This window comes from Desulfurobacterium atlanticum (assembly GCF_900188395.1).
GTDB classification, from domain to species: domain Bacteria; phylum Aquificota; class Aquificia; order Desulfurobacteriales; family Desulfurobacteriaceae; genus Desulfurobacterium_A; species Desulfurobacterium_A atlanticum.
Map to the genome: position 1 here is coordinate 111,923 of NZ_FZOB01000001.1, position 16,344 is coordinate 128,266.

Genomic DNA, 16,344 nt, shown 5'->3' on the forward strand with positions numbered 1-16,344 from the left:
AAATCTCAGTAATATAATCCGTTTAGCAAAATTATCAGAAAAGGAGGCGATGCTTAATGGCAACAATTTATGTCCGTGACGGAGAGCCATTTGAGAAGGCGCTGAAAAGATTTAAGAAACTGTGTGAGAAAGAGGGTATTCTTACAGAGATTAAGAGAAGGGAATACTACGAGAAACCAAGTGAAAAGAGAAAAAGAAAGGCTATGGCAGCAAGAAAGCGTCTGATCAAGGCTCTCAAAAAGCGCGGTCTTTTGCCACCAAAGGGTAAGAAAAAGAAGAAGTAATCCGATAGGCGGAGCTTATAATGGGTATAAAAGAGCAGCTTAAGAATGATATGAAAGAGGCGATGAAAGCCAAAGATAAGGTGAAGCTCAGCACCATAAGAATGATTATGTCTCTTATAAAGAATGCTGAAATAGATAAGCGTGGCGAGCTTACAGATGAAGAGGTTATCAGCTTACTTCAGAAGTATGCCAAACAGCGTAAAGAATCCATAGAGATGTATGAGAGAGGTGGCAGACAGGACCTTGTGGAGAAAGAGAAAGCCGAGCTTGCCATTGTTGAGTCGTATCTTCCAGAGCAACTTGATGAAAATGAGATAAAAAATATAGTAAAATCTACAATAGAAGAAGTTGGTGCTTCCTCTGTGAAAGATATGGGTAAGGTAATGAAGGCAGTTATGCCTAAACTTAGAGGAAGGGCTGACGGCTCTGTTGTAAACAGGATTGTTAAGGAACTTCTTTCTGGAGAATAAAAGTTATGGCTTATAATCGGGGCGTTCACACTCCTTTGGTGTATTGGAGGGGGTATTCATACTAATGTTCAAAGGAGTGTGGCGCCACCTTGGATTTGATACCCTTCTTGAAAAAACCGCTTCTCTTGCCAAAAGTGAATCCGGGAAAGAAGCTGTTCTTTCAATAAAACCTTTAAACGATAAAATTGAAATTACCGAAAGGGGACTTTTTACCCTTGAGTTTGTAAGACTTCTTTCTGAAAGACACTTTCCTCTTGAAACTTTCCCTGATATATCTGCCATTATTGAAAAACTTAAAGTTGAAGGGGTTGTTCTTTCTGTTGAAGAGATTTTAAAGGTAAGGTCTGTCTGTGTTCAGTCAAAAAATGTTAAAAGATTTTTAAATGAAATAAGAGAAAGGTTTCCAAGACTTTCTGCATTTTCTCACGCTCTTTCATCGTTTCTTGAGCTAAGAGAGATGGTTGACTCTGCCATAGATGAGAGTGGAGAGATTCTTGATACGGCTTCTTCCAATCTAAAGCTTATAAGGAGTGAAAAAAGCAGGATTGCTGATAAGATAAAGAAAAGGTTGGAGTCTCTTGTAAGGAGAAATGAGGATATCTGTCCTGAGCAGATAATAACTATAAGAAACAGCAGATATGTTGTCCTTGCAAGAGCAGGATACCGAAAAAGGTTTCCGGGGATAGTTCACGACAGGTCTGCTTCCGGTCAGATGGTTTATGTGGAACCGACATTTATAGTGGAAGATAATAACAGGCTCAGAGACCTTGAGATAGAGGAACAGAAAGAGATAAAGAGAATTCTTTCAGAGATAAGCAGAAAAATCAGGGAAAACAGGTATCGTCTTGAAAGCGCGTATCAAACACTTGTGGAGCTTGATAAAAGATATGCTGTGGCGTATATGAGCTATAAGCTGAAAGGGACTCTTCCAGATGTTGGAGATTTTATTGATATTAAAGATGCAAAGCACCCTCTTCTTGCTCTTTCAGGGAAGGAGGTTGTCCCTGTTGACATTAAGCTACGTAGAGGGCTTGTTATAACAGGGCCAAATACCGGGGGAAAAACTGTTATTCTTAAAACTATTGGAATTTTTGTCCTTATGTCTCAGAGCGGTTTCCTTATTCCCTGTGCTGAAGGGAGTAAAATCAGGCTTTTTAATAAAGTGATGGCGGATATAGGTGATGAGCAGAGCATAGAGCAGAGTTTAAGCACCTTTAGCGCCCATGTAAAAAATATTTCCGAAATACTTCTTGAAGCTGATAGAAACACTCTTGTTCTGCTTGATGAGCTTGGAGCAGGGACTGACCCTGTTGAAGGGGCGAGTCTTGGTGTTGCAATTCTTGACTATCTTAAAGAGAAACAGGTGTTTTCGGTTGTTACGACCCACTTTACACCTATTAAGCTTTATGCGTATAAAGACCCTTTTTACGATGTTGCTTCTGTCCTTTTTGATGAGAAGAGCCTGAAACCTCTTTATCGGCTTGCCTACGGAGTTATAGGAAAAAGTTATGCTTTTGTTATAGCAAGGCGTTACGGAATGCCCGATAAGGTGATAGAAAAAGCTGAAAAGCTTATTTCCTCTGATGATAAGCTTGCTTCAGATATAATTTCAGCCCTTGAATCTGAGTATGTTGCCCTTCAGGATGAAAGGAAGAATTTATTAAAGTTGAAAGAAGAACTTGAGAGAGAAAAGAAAGCACTTGAAGGAGAGAAGAAAATACTTAAGGAAAAAGGGGTTAAGGAACTTCAGGAATACATAACCCATTTTAAAGAAAAAAGTGAAAAGCTTCTTTCAGAGATAAATGATGAGAAGTTAAGACGCAGGGTTAAAGAGCTTTTAAAGGAAGCAAAAGGTAAAGTTGAGAAACTTGAAGAAGAAAGCAGTAAGGATGTTAAAAATAAAATAGAGCCCGGTATGGTTGTAAAACTTAAGGGAAGCGGAAGAAAAGGAACTGTTATTGAGGTTGACTTAAACAGGAAGATTGTAAAAATTGCTGTAGGTTCTCTTAAAATGGATGTTAAATTTGCTCAAATAGAGTCGGTTGAGAAACCGCCTGAGAAGGTTGAGCCAAAAATAAAAGTTAACGCCAGAATGCCTGAGAGATTTTTCCCGGAACTTAAAATTCTTGGCATGAGAGGGGATGAAGCCCTTGATGCTGTTGAGAAGTTTCTTGATGATGCCCGTATTGCAGGATTTTCCCGTGTAAAAATAGTGCACGGACACGGAACGGGAATTCTTAAAAGGCTTATAAGAACGTATCTTAAAGATTCTCCCTACGTTAAATCTTTCCGTCCCGGTAAGATAGAGGAAGGGGGGGACGGAGTTACGGTGGTTGAGCTTAAGTAGTGTTTTACAGTGTCACGCTTTTAATCCATTCAAGATACTCCTTACTTCCGCTGTTTACAGGAATTGAGATAATTTCAGGCACTTCGTATGAATGGTTTTCTTTGATAGCTTTTTCCACTTTTTCAAAGAGACTCTCTTTTGTTTTTATAAAAAGTAGATGTTCTTCGCTTTTCTCTACCTTCCCCTGCCATCTATATACGCTTTTTATTGAAGGTATAATTTGAACACATGCTGCTAACTTTTCCGATACAAGTGTTTCAGCAATTTTTTCAGCTTCTTTTTCCGTTTCTGTGGTTGTTATTACCGTTATAAATTTTTCCACTTTTCTCCTCCTTTAATTCAAATATAAATTCACAGTATTTTTTCCCGTGGTAGATAGTGTTTTCTCCGTTTCCTCTGTGAAATTTAAACTCTGGAAACGCTTTCTGGAAAAATAGATTATCAACCCTGCAGAACATCTGTGTAAGATGGGGAAAATTTATTTCTTTGAAAAATTGGTAGATAATGCATTCTTTTATTCTGAAATGGCAGATGGTTTCTGTGCATTTTACGTCCTCCACTGTGTTGAATCTAGAGATACCTTCTTTTTCCATTTTTTCTCTGAATTTTAAAAGTCTTTTCATCGGGGTTAAATGTTTCTCTTTTGGAAGAAACTTTTCCATTTCCTTTATGCTGGTTGCCATCACTACTTTTTCTGTAATTTCCTCTCCTTTTTCTTTTCCATACTTTTGAGAGAGTTCAATGTAAATAGCGGGAATAAACGCAAGCCGTTTTATCAATTGGGCAGCTTCTCCCTTTCTCCTGGACCATGATGATTTTTTGTATATTTTACCGGAAAGGATGGTAGCAGAAATCAGAAGTTTGGGCCAGTGCCATCCTGTTTCCTTGTGTAAAACCTTTATTGTGATGAGAATTTCTCCCGGTTCCATTTGCAATACCTCAATGTTCAGAGAAATTGTAATATAATAATTGCTAAAGAGGTTAAAATGGTAGCTGAAATAAAAAGTTATACCGTTTTAGGGGTTGATGCTGTTGAAGTTACTGTTCAGGTTGATGCAGGCAGAGGACTTCCTTCAGTTGCCATTGTTGGTCTTCCTGATTCTGCAGTAAAGGAGAGCAGGGAGAGAGTAAGGTCTGCACTTATAAATTCCGGTTTCCCTTTTCCAGCCAGAAAGGTTGTTATAAATCTTGCTCCTGCTGACCTTAAAAAAGAGGGGACAATATACGACCTTCCCATTTCCATAGGGATTCTGTTTTCTCAAAACATCGTTTCTGGTAGAAAACTTAAAGATTATCTTATAGCCGGTGAGCTTGGTTTAAACGGTGAAGTTCGCAGGGTGAAAGGAGCTCTTGCCTGCGCTATTCTTGCAAGAGAGAAGGGATATAAAGGGGTTATTCTTCCAGTTAACAATGCAGAAGAAGCTTCGCTTATAAGTGGTATTGAAATTGTTCCGGTTAAAACTCTTACCGAAACGGTTGCGTTTTTAAATGGAGATTTAACTATAGAGCCGTTTAAAAGAGAGGGGGATTTTAGAGAGTCAAAGTTTGATATTGATATGGCTGATGTTTCTGGACAGTTTCACGCAAAAAGGGCTGTTGAGATAGCTGCGGCAGGTGGGCATAATCTTCTTTTCTTTGGTCCTCCCGGGTCTGGCAAGACGATGATAGCAAGGAGAATTCCAACGATACTTCCTCTGATGACAGAACAGGAGATTATTGAGACAACGAAAGTTTACAGTGCAGCAGGCTTGCTTTCTGAGGGTGTTATTGATAAAAGGCCATTCAGGTCACCACATCACCTTGTTTCTGATGTTGCAATGGTTGGTGGCGGTAGCAGTCTTAAACCTGGAGAAGTAAGTCTTGCTCATAATGGTGTTTTGTTTCTTGATGAGTTTCCGGAGTTTAAAAGGTCTGTTATAGAAGCTTTGAGACAGCCTCTTGAAGATGGGATGGTAACGGTTTCCCGTATTTCAGGAACCGTTTCTTTTCCTGCAAGGTTTATGTTTGTTGCGGCTATGAATCCATGTCCCTGCGGATTTTACGGGTTTGAAGATGATGTTCACCAGTGTAGCTGTTCTCCTGTTCAGGTAAAAAGGTATCTTTCAAAAGTTTCCGGCCCAATTCTTGATAGAATAGATATTCACGTTTCCCTTCCGGCTGTTAAACCTGATGAACTTTCAAAGATGGAATGTGGAGAGACTTCAGCATCTATCAGGGAAAGGATTGAAAAGGCTCATGCTGTTCAGAGGGAGCGGTTTAAAGGATTAAAAATCTCTTTCAATTCCCATATGGGAAGCACTGAGATTCGTAAGTTCTGTTCTCTTTCTTCTGATGCTAAAGCTATTCTTGAAAAAGCTGTTTCAACGTTCAGGCTTTCTGCAAGAGGGTATAACAGAATACTGAAATTAGCAAGAACCATTGCAGACCTTGAGGGAGAAGAGATTATTAAATCCCATCATGTGGCTGAAGCTGTGAGTTTTAGAGAGGTTATAAAAATCAATTGATTTAGATAGAATATGGTTGTATATTGTTAGTGCCTGGATTACAAAATTTTTGCCAATGCAATTTAAAATCCCACTCTTCTATTTGTGATTTCGTTTTTCTTTGAAACATTTTTATCTTTTAAATGGTCTGTGTATTTGATTCTTGAAAGGAAATCACATATCCTGGCAACTTCAACTTCCTTTTCCTTTTCATATAAAAGTTTGGCAGCAGAAAGTTCAGGATACTTTTTTCTCAATTTAAAGAAGAACTCTTTTGGTAGTGGTTTGATTTCCAGAATATCAAACAATCTGCTTGGTCTTGTAAGAGCAGAATCTATCTCCTTAAAGTGAATATTGGTGCTTATTATGATTTTTGGTTTTCTTGGAATGAAACCATCGGTGGCAGAAAGAATAGTTGAAATTATGTTGGAGATTTCATCGTCTTCACCGCGTTTAAATGAAGGGCAGTCAAAGCCATCCGTTTCGTTTTTTCAAAAGCTTATACCATTTTATTATGGTAGAGTGTCTAAGGAAAATTAATCCATCATGTTTTTCATGGCATTTCAATTTGCTTGAAATCTTTTAGCTTTCAAAGGTGTTGAGATTCTTCGGTTGCAAAGCAACCTCAGAATGACAGAGAAAGTCATCCTGAGGGCAAAGCCCGAAGGATCTCTTAAAGTTTATAGCCACTTTTCAAGCATCCTTCCCTTCCTGTCTGTTAAAAAAACGAAAAGCATATCCCTCGCATTTTTCAGGGCATTTCAACATTTGTAGAAACTAAAAGATTTGTACTAATTGAGTTCCGTCGTAATCCCTCGCATTTTTCAGGGCATTTCAACTATTGAAGACATAGAAAGTGTAGTAAGAAGATTTCCAGGTCGTAATCCCTCGCATTTTTCAGGGCATTTCAACTATTCTTCAAATCTTCCTGAGCCTTTAAAGGAAGAAGTGGAAATTGTCGTAATCCCTCGCATTTTTCAGGGCATTTCAACAGCAATATATCAATATTAAATGTCTACAACTCTTTTGATGTCGTAATCCCTCGCATTTTTCAGGGCATTTCAACAGTTACCTTTAACATCCACCTTTCCATTAAGAATAAAAAGTCGTAATCCCTCGCATTTTTCAGGGCATTTCAACTTGGCCTCAGAAGTAGATGAGGCCGAATAAAAAAATATAAAGTCGTAATCCCTCGCATTTTTCAGGGCATTTCAACAAGAAAAGAGGGGAAGTAGAACATGCGGGGATAAGGTTACCTGTGTCGTAATCCCTCGCATTTTTCAGGGCATTTCAACGCAAAAAAACAAACAGATAACAAACCAAGTCGTAATGTCGTAATCCCTCGCATTTTTCAGGGCATTTCAACTCGTAAGAATCAAATGGAATATTGTCTATCATATTTTTAAGTCGTAATCCCTCGCATTTTTCAGGGCATTTCAACATGGAGCAAGACTGAACTTGTGGTGGATTGGTATGTTACTTAGAGTCGTAATCCCTCGCATTTTTCAGGGCATTTCAACTGTGATGAAAATTAGAGAAACCAATAAGTACATTCTGATTGAAGTCGTAATCCCTCGCATTTTTCAGGGCATTTCAACAGTGGCAAAATCCAGACATTGAAACTCAATAGTTTCAAAACTTAAAATTTTGATAAATATCTAATATGCATTGCAATACAAAACCTCTGACCCTGTAAAAATTTGCCTTATTCACTTTACAAAGAGCAGTTATCTTTAAGAATTATACCAAAAATTTAAAAGAAAAAGTCGTATATGAGAGAATTTTGGAAGTTTCCAAATCTTGAGATGGCTTTAGAGCTTCTTTCATCAAGAGGATACAGGTAAAACCTGTCTGTTTCTTTTCTTAAGTATTTACTTACATCCATAATTAACTGCATTTTTTCAGATGATGAAAGTTCAATTTCAAACACGCTTAATTGGGTTCTAATTCCGTATTTAAATAACAGTTTCATTATTCTGTTTCTTCTCTTCGCTGAAAGTTTCCTTTCAAGTTTGCTTCCGTCTCTAACGCATATATCGTAAACAGCAAGATATTTATAAATTCTGGTTCTTTTCATAGTATGTAACTCTCATTTTGTTTTTCTTTTATTCCCAGTTTGACTATGTCGTTTATCACATAATTTGAAACGGGAAAGATATAAACTTTGTCTGTGGAACTATCTATCAGCGATTCTATTTTCTCTTTCAGAGTTTCAAGTTCTTTTTCTGTCAGGTCAACCTCAAAACAGCTGAATTGAACTCTTCTGCCATAGTTTTTGAGAAGTTTCATAAGTTTGTTTCGTATCTTATCATCGCTTATATCGTAGGTTATAACGTAGAACATCTTTTAAGTTCCTGTTTAATAGTTTTTATGAATTCTCCAATTTTTGAAAAGTATGTATCTTCTTTGTTGTGAATAACAATATCTGTAAAATACTTGAGGTAGATTTTCAGAGCATCTCCTTTAAGGTAAACTTTCCCCGATTCTTTTAGAAAATCGTTTTCATCAAAAAAACCATCGTTAAGCGTGTTAAAGACAAGAAGGGACAGCTCTGGCCTTACAAGTTCTAAAAGGTCGGAGCAAAGTGCAGCGTGTTTTCCTCTTTTGACGTGAAAGAAGCCGTAATAAGGGTCAAGTCCAGCAGATATAACAACAGGGTGTAAAACAGAATAGAAAAGTGTGTAGGTTAGACTTAAAAGGGCGTTTACCGGGTCTTTGGGTGGATAGTATTCTCTCTTTTCAAAGTAGAAAGGGCTTTCGTTAAAAGAAGCAAGTTTTGAGAAGAGGAAGCGAGAGATTGTTCCATCAACTCCAAGAAGAGAGTCTGTATTCTCTGCACTTTTGAGAGAAGCAGAAACAGAGTCTTTCCACTCAAGGACTGGAGAAAAGCTCATTCCAGATTCTTTATATAAACCGGCAAGAACTTTCACAACACTTTCAAGTTTCTGGTTTAAAAGTTTTTTTGTTAGATTGATGCAGAGTTCTGGGTTTTTGAAGAACAGATATTGATAACCTCTATAACGGTTATCACTTCCAATAAACTCCGGGTAAACAACGCTTATAAGCCTTCCAAATTTGTTAAGAATAAAAAGGTATCTACCTCTTGTTGATAGAAATTTAATTGCTGAAACGGTTATATTAACGTTACCCATCAAAAATACATGACTTATTGCTCCTATCGGGATTCTGTGTTTTTTTCCATCAGTTTCTACTATAAGTTCATTTCCATCTTTTGAAACTTTTGTTCCATTTGTTGTTATGAAGAGAAATCCTTTCATCGTTTCCCTTTAAATCTGGTTTCCTATTATCTCTTCAATGGTTAAAACGGTTATGTCAAGGAGATTGGCTCTTCTTTTTAAGAAGGTAAAGGAGCTGGAATTTCGGTGTATGTTTCTGTATCGTTTTCCTTCTGGAGTTTTAAAGTAGTCCTTCCATTCAGGCAGGTTTGGGTTGTAGGGTTGTCTGGGAGCATTGGGAAACTTCTCAAGCTCAGGTGGTTTGTCGTATATAGATGGGGAAGCCACACACAGATAACCTTTGCCAAAATCCCCTCCAACTCTTTTTGTAAGTTCATGTAATTCGTAAATATGCTTGAAAGTCAGGTTGTTGATTTTTCCTGTTTTGCAGGAGAAAAGATATAAACGATTGTTTTTTACAGCTATAACGTCAATTTCATTGGTTATAGAAGAGTTATACCATGAAAGTTTTACTCCGATATGTATATCAAAAAAGTCTTTTTCTGTGAGTTTCAGGAATAAAAACTCTTCAAACCATTTTCCACCTATGTAGTTTCTATCAATAACAGGAAATGTTTTTCCAGAACGTTTAATGATGTTGTGTTTTAGGGCAAGGGATATAAATTCATGAGGGGTATCTTTCGTAAAGTAGCCTGTTTCAAACGCTTTTTTCATAAATGTGGAAAGTTTTTTAAAATTTATTCCTATGTAGTTTGTCATTTTTTTTCTGTAAAAAATTGTGTTTATCTCTGAAATCTCTTCTTCTATTTTGAAGCCATACATTGCCGAGTGTAGTTCCACATCAACAATATCCGGTTTTACTTTTAGAACCGTTTTTCCTTCAAAATTTATTATCTTTCCATCGGGGGTGTAGTAAAGGAGAGCGTCTTTACCAAAACGGTCAAACAGGATAAAAGAGGTATATTTTGTTCCACAGTTTAAGAGAAGTTTTGTTGAGTTTATGTCTTCTACAGCTTTTAGTATGCTTTCCCGGGAATAAGGGTTTATGTATCTTACTTCTACATCTATGCCTTTGTATGTGAGAACATTTTTTATAAAAGATTCAAATTTTTTCATTTGTGAAGTTGATAAAAGGATTACTTTTTCAGGTAAAAGGGAAAGTGCTGATACTACAATCGGAAAAGTTTGAGTTGAAACTGGAGAGATTAAAAATTCTTTCATTACAGGTTCTCCGTATCCCCCATTTCTATTATTTTACCAAATTGAAAAGTTGCTTATCTAACTTTTGAAAGGAGATAGAAAATTAACGATATGATAATGCTTATTAAAATACTTGTTGTGATTGGAAAGTAGAACACAAAGTTATCTCTTTTTATGTAGATATCACCGGGCAATCTGCCCAGAGGGAATCCGCCAGGTAGTTTTGAAATGAGAATCAGCAAAAAGCCGAAGAAAGCTATCATAAGTCCAAAATACAGAAGCATTTTTCCTATCTCTTCCATAAACCCTCCTTACTGGTTCTGGGCTTTTTCAGAAGAGTTGTCAGGATATTCAACTCTGTTGTGATAGATACCTGATAAAACTTTCTTAAACACTTTTTCTATAAGTGCTATCTCTTTAAGACTTAAACCGCTCTGATTCAGCTGACCGTCTTCAACATCTTCCATTATCAGTTTATGAACAAGTTTATCTATATCAACATCTTTTTTATCTCTTACTGATTTAACTGCCGCTTCTATAGTGTCTGCAAGCATAACTATCCCTGCTTCCTTAAATTGCGGTTTCGGTCCCGGGTAGCGGAAAACTTTCTCATCAATCTCTTTTTTCTGTTCTTTAGCTTTTGCGTAAAAATACTTCATAAGCTTTGTTCCGTGGTGCTGTTTTATGATGTCTATTATGGGCTGCGGTAGGTTGTATTTTTTTCCCAGTTCCACTCCGTATTCAACATGGGATTTCAGGATTGCTGCACTTTTTTCAGGTGGTATGGTTTCGTGAATGTTTATTCCGTTCTGCTGATTTTCCACAAAAGCCTGAGGATTTTTAAGCTTTCCTATATCGTGGAAGAGGCCTCCTGCTTTGGCAAGGAGAGAGTTTGCTCCTATTGTTTCAGCCGCTGCTTCTGCAAGGGTGCTTACCATTACAGAGTGGCTGTAAGTTCCAGGAGCTTTTAGAACAAGTTTTCTTAAAAGTGGATGGTTTAAGTTGATAAGTTCCATGTAAACCATATCTGTTGTAAATTTGAAGATGGAGCCAAAAAGCGGGAGAAGTCCTATAACTATGACAGAAGCTATTAACGAACCAAGAATTGCAAGAATCGGATAGAAGATAAATTCTCTTTTAAATACAAGCCCGTTTGAGTATATAAGCAGAAGAATCTGGAAAACAGCTATTCCAAGGCCTGCAAGGAAACTGCTTTTGTAGATAACGTTTCTATCCTGATAACTTCTTGAGTCAAGACAGGAAAACACAGAGCCTGCAACAACAGGAATTATAAAAAAGTGCGGTTTTGACAAAATAAATGATGGAAGAATGGATACCGGGATTGAGTGGATAAAAGCAACTTTTTTGTTCAGGAAAAGAGAAACAAAAATCACAGAAGTTATTACGGGAATATATATCAATCCTTCCTTAACAGGTATGTTCATAGCTTCAGCCATAAGCTTTGCAAGAAATGTGAAAAATCTTATAAGGAAAACATCAAGAGTTATCACAACGTATGAAAACGTTATGTTTTTAACATCTTTGGCTGCGGTAGGGCTTACGATGAAATAGAGACGGTAAACTATGTAAAACATTATTAAAGATATGAGAAAAATGGAAATGTATCTGTTTGCCGTTTTGTTGCTGTCTTTTAGTTTTCTTATAGCGTTTATTTTCTGGACATCTTCTTCAGTAAGTCGGCTTCCTTTTTTTACTATCAGTTCTCCCTTCTTTATTTCATACAAAACAGGTTTTACCTGCTTTAAAATTCTCTCCCTTGCTTTGAAAGTAGCTTTTTCACTGTATTTAATGTTTGGAACGATAAGCGGTTCTATAAATGTGTATATCTCTTTACCCTTTTTCCTTCCGTAAAAGTTTCTCAGTTCTGCGGATATTCTTTTTTTAACTTTTGAAACGGTGTAAAAAGATGAGATATTTTTTTCTGTTGAGGTTGAAGTAAGCGGGTTTACAACTTTAACGGTTTTCCCTTTAAACTTTTCAAAAGTTTTATCATCAATTACGCCGACTGAGTAGTATCTTTCAAGAAGGTCTATTATAAATTCTGGTTTTACGCTGCTGCCGGTTTTATCTGTTGAGTTTTCTGCTTGGGATGTGTAAAACTTTTTAAGAACGGTTTCTTTGATTGAAGAAAACGCCTGAGGGTCAACTTTAAATACAGGTTTCAGCTGTTTTAAAGCGGTTTCAATCTTCTTTTCTGTAGCTTTTTTATCTTCAACAATAAGATTTGCCGGGGAGCGGATATCAACAGGAGATATCTCTTTAACTTTTAATTTTGGAATGCTGCCAAATCCTACGGGAAGCATGATAAAAGTGATAAAAGCTGAAAGCACCACCGCCAGTATAGGTAAACTGACTTTTTCTGTTAATTCTATTAGAAATTCTTTGATTCCCTTACTCTTCATTTTCCTCATAAGCCTTTATGATTTCCTGAACAAGTTTATGTCTTACAACATCATCTCTTTTAAATTCAATAATCTCTATGCCGTCTATTTCTCTTAAAATCTTTGTTGCTTCAACAAGCCCAGAATCTCTCTTTTTCGGAAGATCAATCTGAGTTATATCTCCTGTTATCACAACTTTTGAGTTAAATCCAAGACGTGTTAAAAACATTTTCATCTGTTCTCTTGTTGTGTTTTGAGCTTCATCAAGGATTATAAAAGCATCGTTTAAGGTTCTTCCCCGCATATAGGCAAGAGGGGCTATTTCAATAATGTTTCTTTCAATCAGAAGATTGACTTTGTCAGGTTCTATCATCTCAAAAAGGGCATCGTAAAGCGGTTTCAGATAAGGGTCTATCTTTTCCTGAAGAGTTCCCGGTAAAAAGCCGAGTTTTTCCCCGGCTTCAACGGCTGGTCTTGTAAGTATAAGTTTGTTCACCTGCCCTTTCTTGAAAGCTGCGACTGCTGCTGCAACTGCAAGGTAAGTTTTTCCGGTTCCAGCAGGCCCAATTCCGAAAACAATTGTGTTCTTTCTAATTGCGTTTATGTATTTTCTCTGAGTGGGTGTTTTTGCCGTTATCTTTTTTCCTCTGTATGTTGTAACTATCGTATCATCTTTAACAACAACAGAATCGGCATCTCTTTCAAGCTGGTTGATATACATCTGAACATCGCTTTTTGAAAGGGAGTAGCCGGAGTGAAAGAGATCTTCAATATCTTTAAAGAATTTCTGCAGTTTAACTTCTTTATCTTTAGTTCCTTTAACTATTATGTCCGTTCCTCGTGAGCCGATATCAACGTTTAGAATTTTCGCTATCTTTTTAAGGTTTTCTTCACCGTGTCCTACAAGGGTGTAAAACTCTTCCGGTGTTAATTCAAGAGATATCTTTATCAAGCCTTTCTGTACCTCCGTAATTTTCTTTTGAGTAATGAAGATAGGAAATATAATTCTATTTGCAATAATACCACTTTCAGGATAGTTTTTACTTTTCATTCTATTAATTTTAAACGGATTAAACGGAGGCAGAAATGGGTTTTAACTGTGGAATAGTGGGACTTCCAAATGTTGGAAAATCAACTCTTTTTAACGCACTGACAAACTCTGCGAAGGCAGCTGCTGCCAATTTTCCCTTTTGCACCATTGAACCGAACGTAGGAGTGGTTGAAGTTCCAGATGAAAGATTGCAGAAAATAGCCGAAATAGTAAATCCTAAAAGAATAGTTCCCACAACTATAGAGTTTGTGGATATTGCAGGCCTTGTAAAAGGGGCAAGTAAAGGAGAAGGGCTTGGTAATCAGTTTTTGGGGAATATAAGAAGTGTTGATGCGATAGCTCATGTTGTTAGATGTTTTGAAGATCCGAATGTTGTTCATGTTGACGGTGGTGTTAATCCAATTAGGGATATTGAAACCATAAATATGGAGCTGATTTTTAAAGACCTTGAAACTGTTGAGAAGAGGCTTCAAAAGGTCTCAAAGCAGGCTAAGTCGGGAGATAAGGCTGCAAGAAAAGAAGTTGAAATTTTGACGAAGCTTAAAGAGATACTTGAAAACGGAGAAAGAATTTATCCGCATATGGAAGAGTTTGGAGAGGATGAGATAAAACTTGTGAAAGAGCTTGGGCTTCTCACGGCAAAGCCGGTTCTTTACATAACAAACGTTGATGAGGAAGGTCTGCTTGAAGATAACGATTATGTTAAGCAGGTAAAAGAGTTTGCGGCAAAAGAGAAAGCTCCTGTTGTGAAGATATGTGCAAAAATTGAGTCTGAGCTTTCTGAGCTTGATGCTGAAGAAAAGGAGGAGTTTCTAAAGGAACTTGGCCTTAAAGAACCGGGGCTTAACAGTGTAATAAGAGAAGGATACAAACTTCTTGATCTTATAACCTACTTTACAGCTGGAGAGCAGGAAGTAAGGGCATGGACAATAAAAAAGGGAACAAAAGCTCCGCAAGCTGCAGGTAAGATTCACTCTGACATAGAGAGAGGTTTTATAAGGGCTGAAGTGGTGAGCTATGAAGACCTTATTAGAGAAGGTTCTATGCAGAAATGCAAGGAGAAGGGACTTGTAAGACTTGAAGGTAAGGATTATGTGGTTCAGGACGGTGATATTATCTACTTTAGATTTAATGTGTAGCGGAGTTTTGATTTGAAAGAGTTTGAACTTATAGAAAAGATTACAGCTATCTTCCCGCAGAAGGCAGATATAGGGATAGGGGATGATACGGCGGCTGTTAAAACGGATAACGGTTATTTGCTCTTTACCGTTGATACAATTACAGCCAATACTCACTACAGGAAAAGCTGGGAAAAAAAATTTAAAAAGCTTTACTTTTCTCTTGGGTGGAAGCTTTTAGCAATTTCTGTAAGTGATGTTGCTTCAATGGGAGGTGTTCCTGAATTTGCTCTTCTGTCTTTCTGTCTGGAAAAGAATTTTTCACAGGAGAAGGTTCTGGAGCTTTCAAAAGGTCTTTCAAAAGCTGCCAGCCGTTACGGAGTGAGTATAATCGGCGGAGATACTGTAAAGGGGGATTCGGAAGTGTTTTCCCTTACGTTGACAGGAAAAGCTTATGCTTTAATGACAAGAGATTGTGCTGTGCCTGGAGACCTTGTGGGTGTGATAGGCACCCCTGGTGATGCCGCTGGTGGACTTTATCTTATTGAAAACAGAAATCCTCCATTTTCAGAAGAGGAGGAAAGACTCCTGAAAAAATTTTTCTTTCCGGAACCTTCACCTGAAACTGGAAAACTCCTTGTTAAAATTGGAGTAAAATGCTGCATTGACAACAGTGATGGCCTTTTGTTTTCTCTTTACTTAATATCAGAAAAGAGCAAAGTGGCTTTGAATGTTGATAAAGACAAAATTCCCGTTTCCAGAGAGCTTAAAAGATTATTTGGTGAAAAAGCAGAAGTGCTTGCACTTACAGGTGGAGAGGATTACAACCTTATATTCACGTTTCCTGAAAATCTTAAAGAGAAAGTTGAAAAAATTCCGTCAGTGAGTATAATCGGCAGGGTGGAAAGCGGAGAAGGTGTTTATCTTAACGGTGAGAAAGTTGAACCGACAGGATTTGACCATTTTGGAGGAGCTTAATGACAATATTTGAAGCAATAATTCTTGGAATAATTGAAGGAATTACTGAGTTTCTTCCAATATCTTCAACAGGGCACATGATAATAGCTTCCACCTTTATGGGGCTTGAGCAGAATCAGTTTCAGCAGACTTTTGAGGTGGTGATACAGCTTGGAGCGATTCTTGCAGTTGTTCTTATCTATTTTGAGAAACTAAAAACAGATTTTGAGCTCTGGAAAAAGTTGATAGTTGCATTTATACCAACAGGCATTCTGGGTCTTCTGTTTCATAAAATCATAGAAGAGAAACTGTTTAATCCTGTTGTTGTAAGTATCTCTCTCATTGTATGGGGTATCATTTTTATCGTTATAGAGAAAATGTATAAAGAGAAGGAGCACTCTATCCATAAGCCGGAGGATATCAGTTATATAAAATCTATATTTATGGGGCTTTTTCAATCCCTTGCAATGGTTCCGGGAACTTCCCGTTCAGGAGCCACCATAACAGGCGGTTTAATCCTTGGGATGGACAGGGTGACAGCTACGGAATTTTCCTTTCTTCTTGCAATTCCTACGATGGGAGCGGCTACAGGGCTTCAGCTTGTGAAAAACTATCATACTCTGAATTTTGAAAATTTAACCGTTCTTATTGTTGGATTTATCACGGCGTTTATCTTTGCGTATATCTCTGTAAAGTGGCTTTTAAGGTTTGTTAAAACTCACACCTTTGTGCCTTTTGGAATTTACAGAATAATTTTAGGCTGCATTGTGCTTGCTTTACTTGCGCTGAAGTGATTATGGTAAAATTTTCCCTCTAAATTTTTAATCCTATTCAG

At 37.3% G+C, this 16,344-nt stretch carries 17 protein-coding genes and 1 CRISPR repeat array; of the genes, 7 read left to right on the forward strand and 10 right to left on the reverse strand.

The window, feature by feature from the left end; all coding sequences use genetic code 11:
- Positions 1–56 precede the first annotated feature (56 nt).
- The 3 genes from rpsU to CHB58_RS00585 all read left to right on the forward strand — a co-directional run bounded on the left by rpsU (position 57) and on the right by CHB58_RS00585 (position 3,101).
- Complete coding sequence (gene rpsU / locus CHB58_RS00575) at positions 57–284, forward strand: 30S ribosomal protein S21 (protein ID WP_089322152.1); 228 nt, start codon at positions 57–59, stop codon at positions 282–284.
- 20 nt (positions 285–304) lie between these two features.
- A complete protein-coding gene (locus CHB58_RS00580; protein WP_089322153.1) occupies positions 305–754 on the forward strand; it encodes a GatB/YqeY domain-containing protein in 450 nt (149 codons plus the stop codon).
- A 64-nt stretch (positions 755–818) separates the two neighbouring features.
- Positions 819–3,101 carry an endonuclease MutS2 gene (locus tag CHB58_RS00585; protein ID WP_089322154.1) on the forward strand — a complete coding sequence of 761 codons (2,283 nt, stop codon included), beginning with the start codon at positions 819–821 and terminating at the stop codon, positions 3,099–3,101.
- A 4-nt stretch (positions 3,102–3,105) separates the two neighbouring features.
- On the opposite strand, the gene cutA is transcribed toward CHB58_RS00585, so the two are convergent.
- Entirely contained in the window at positions 3,106–3,423 is a 318-nt protein-coding gene (gene cutA, locus CHB58_RS00590; RefSeq protein ID WP_089322155.1) for a divalent-cation tolerance protein CutA, read from the reverse strand.
- On the reverse strand, positions 3,371–4,030 hold the full coding sequence (locus tag CHB58_RS00595) for an L-2-amino-thiazoline-4-carboxylic acid hydrolase (protein WP_089322156.1): 660 nt from the start codon (positions 4,028–4,030) through the stop codon (positions 3,371–3,373). The genes cutA and CHB58_RS00595 overlap by 53 nt, the downstream gene beginning before the upstream one ends.
- A gap of 57 nt (positions 4,031–4,087) precedes the next feature.
- Between CHB58_RS00595 and CHB58_RS00600 the strand changes: the two genes are divergently transcribed.
- Entirely contained in the window at positions 4,088–5,605 is a 1,518-nt protein-coding gene (locus CHB58_RS00600) for a YifB family Mg chelatase-like AAA ATPase (RefSeq protein ID WP_089322157.1), read from the forward strand.
- Positions 5,606–5,667: 62 nt separating this feature from the next.
- Here CHB58_RS00600 and CHB58_RS00605 read toward each other — a convergent pair whose 3' ends face one another.
- The 8 genes from CHB58_RS00605 to CHB58_RS00640 form a co-directional block, all read right to left on the reverse strand.
- A complete protein-coding gene (locus CHB58_RS00605; protein WP_089322158.1) occupies positions 5,668–5,892 on the reverse strand; it encodes a hypothetical protein in 225 nt (74 codons plus the stop codon).
- Positions 5,893–6,315: 423 nt separating this feature from the next.
- A CRISPR array of direct repeats spans positions 6,316–7,182; the repeat unit is 35 nt; unit sequence GTCGTAATCCCTCGCATTTTTCAGGGCATTTCAAC.
- Between the two features lie 155 nt (positions 7,183–7,337).
- A complete protein-coding gene (cas2, locus tag CHB58_RS00610; RefSeq protein ID WP_089322159.1) occupies positions 7,338–7,661 on the reverse strand; it encodes a CRISPR-associated endonuclease Cas2 in 324 nt (107 codons plus the stop codon).
- The gene (gene cas2, locus CHB58_RS00615) at positions 7,658–7,927 is read right to left on the reverse strand and encodes a CRISPR-associated endonuclease Cas2 (protein WP_089322160.1); all 270 of its coding nucleotides are present in this window, start codon (positions 7,925–7,927) and stop codon (positions 7,658–7,660) included. Before cas2 (CHB58_RS00615) ends, cas2 (CHB58_RS00610) begins: the two co-directional genes overlap by 4 nt.
- Positions 7,912–8,862: a CRISPR-associated endonuclease Cas1 gene (gene cas1 / locus CHB58_RS00620; RefSeq protein ID WP_089322161.1), complete on the reverse strand. Its 951-nt coding sequence runs from the start codon at positions 8,860–8,862 to the stop codon at positions 7,912–7,914. Before cas1 ends, cas2 (CHB58_RS00615) begins: the two co-directional genes overlap by 16 nt.
- Before the next feature lie 9 nt (positions 8,863–8,871).
- Positions 8,872–10,002 (reverse strand): Card1-like endonuclease domain-containing protein, encoded by a 1,131-nt coding sequence (locus tag CHB58_RS00625; RefSeq protein WP_089322162.1) that lies wholly within the window; start codon positions 10,000–10,002, stop codon positions 8,872–8,874.
- 53 nt (positions 10,003–10,055) lie between these two features.
- The gene (locus tag CHB58_RS00630; protein ID WP_089322163.1) at positions 10,056–10,283 is read right to left on the reverse strand and encodes a DUF2905 domain-containing protein; all 228 of its coding nucleotides are present in this window, start codon (positions 10,281–10,283) and stop codon (positions 10,056–10,058) included.
- Positions 10,284–10,292: 9 nt separating this feature from the next.
- Positions 10,293–12,404 (reverse strand): HD family phosphohydrolase, encoded by a 2,112-nt coding sequence (locus CHB58_RS00635; RefSeq protein WP_089322164.1) that lies wholly within the window; start codon positions 12,402–12,404, stop codon positions 10,293–10,295.
- Positions 12,394–13,335, reverse strand: a complete 942-nt coding sequence (locus CHB58_RS00640; RefSeq protein ID WP_219350047.1) for a PhoH family protein — start codon at positions 13,333–13,335, stop codon at positions 12,394–12,396. The genes CHB58_RS00635 and CHB58_RS00640 overlap by 11 nt, the downstream gene beginning before the upstream one ends.
- Before the next feature lie 134 nt (positions 13,336–13,469).
- Between CHB58_RS00640 and ychF the strand changes: the two genes are divergently transcribed.
- The 3 genes from ychF to CHB58_RS00655 are packed head-to-tail and all read left to right on the forward strand — an operon-like array spanning position 13,470 to position 16,303.
- Entirely contained in the window at positions 13,470–14,573 is a 1,104-nt protein-coding gene (gene ychF / locus CHB58_RS00645) for a redox-regulated ATPase YchF (protein ID WP_089322166.1), read from the forward strand.
- Positions 14,574–14,585: 12 nt separating this feature from the next.
- On the forward strand, positions 14,586–15,530 hold the full coding sequence (gene thiL, locus CHB58_RS00650; RefSeq protein ID WP_089322167.1) for a thiamine-phosphate kinase: 945 nt from the start codon (positions 14,586–14,588) through the stop codon (positions 15,528–15,530).
- Entirely contained in the window at positions 15,530–16,303 is a 774-nt protein-coding gene (locus tag CHB58_RS00655) for an undecaprenyl-diphosphate phosphatase (RefSeq protein WP_089322168.1), read from the forward strand. The genes thiL and CHB58_RS00655 overlap by 1 nt, the downstream gene beginning before the upstream one ends.
- Positions 16,304–16,344 lie beyond the last annotated feature (41 nt).

Coding starts and splice junctions, on each gene's coding strand:
- rpsU (WP_089322152.1), top strand. CDS start 57: ATGGCAACAATTTATGTCCGTGACGGAGAGCCATTTGAGAAGGCGCTG.
- CHB58_RS00580 (WP_089322153.1), top strand. CDS start 305: ATGGGTATAAAAGAGCAGCTTAAGAATGATATGAAAGAGGCGATGAAA.
- CHB58_RS00585 (WP_089322154.1), top strand. CDS start 819: ATGTTCAAAGGAGTGTGGCGCCACCTTGGATTTGATACCCTTCTTGAA.
- CHB58_RS00595 (WP_089322156.1), bottom strand. CDS start 4,030: ATGGAACCGGGAGAAATTCTCATCACAATAAAGGTTTTACACAAGGAA.
- CHB58_RS00600 (WP_089322157.1), top strand. CDS start 4,088: ATGGTAGCTGAAATAAAAAGTTATACCGTTTTAGGGGTTGATGCTGTT.
- cas2 (WP_089322159.1), bottom strand. CDS start 7,661: ATGAAAAGAACCAGAATTTATAAATATCTTGCTGTTTACGATATATGC.
- cas2 (WP_089322160.1), bottom strand. CDS start 7,927: ATGTTCTACGTTATAACCTACGATATAAGCGATGATAAGATACGAAAC.
- cas1 (WP_089322161.1), bottom strand. CDS start 8,862: ATGAAAGGATTTCTCTTCATAACAACAAATGGAACAAAAGTTTCAAAA.
- CHB58_RS00625 (WP_089322162.1), bottom strand. CDS start 10,002: ATGAAAGAATTTTTAATCTCTCCAGTTTCAACTCAAACTTTTCCGATT.
- CHB58_RS00630 (WP_089322163.1), bottom strand. CDS start 10,283: ATGGAAGAGATAGGAAAAATGCTTCTGTATTTTGGACTTATGATAGCT.
- CHB58_RS00635 (WP_089322164.1), bottom strand. CDS start 12,404: ATGAAGAGTAAGGGAATCAAAGAATTTCTAATAGAATTAACAGAAAAA.
- ychF (WP_089322166.1), top strand. CDS start 13,470: ATGGGTTTTAACTGTGGAATAGTGGGACTTCCAAATGTTGGAAAATCA.
- CHB58_RS00655 (WP_089322168.1), top strand. CDS start 15,530: ATGACAATATTTGAAGCAATAATTCTTGGAATAATTGAAGGAATTACT.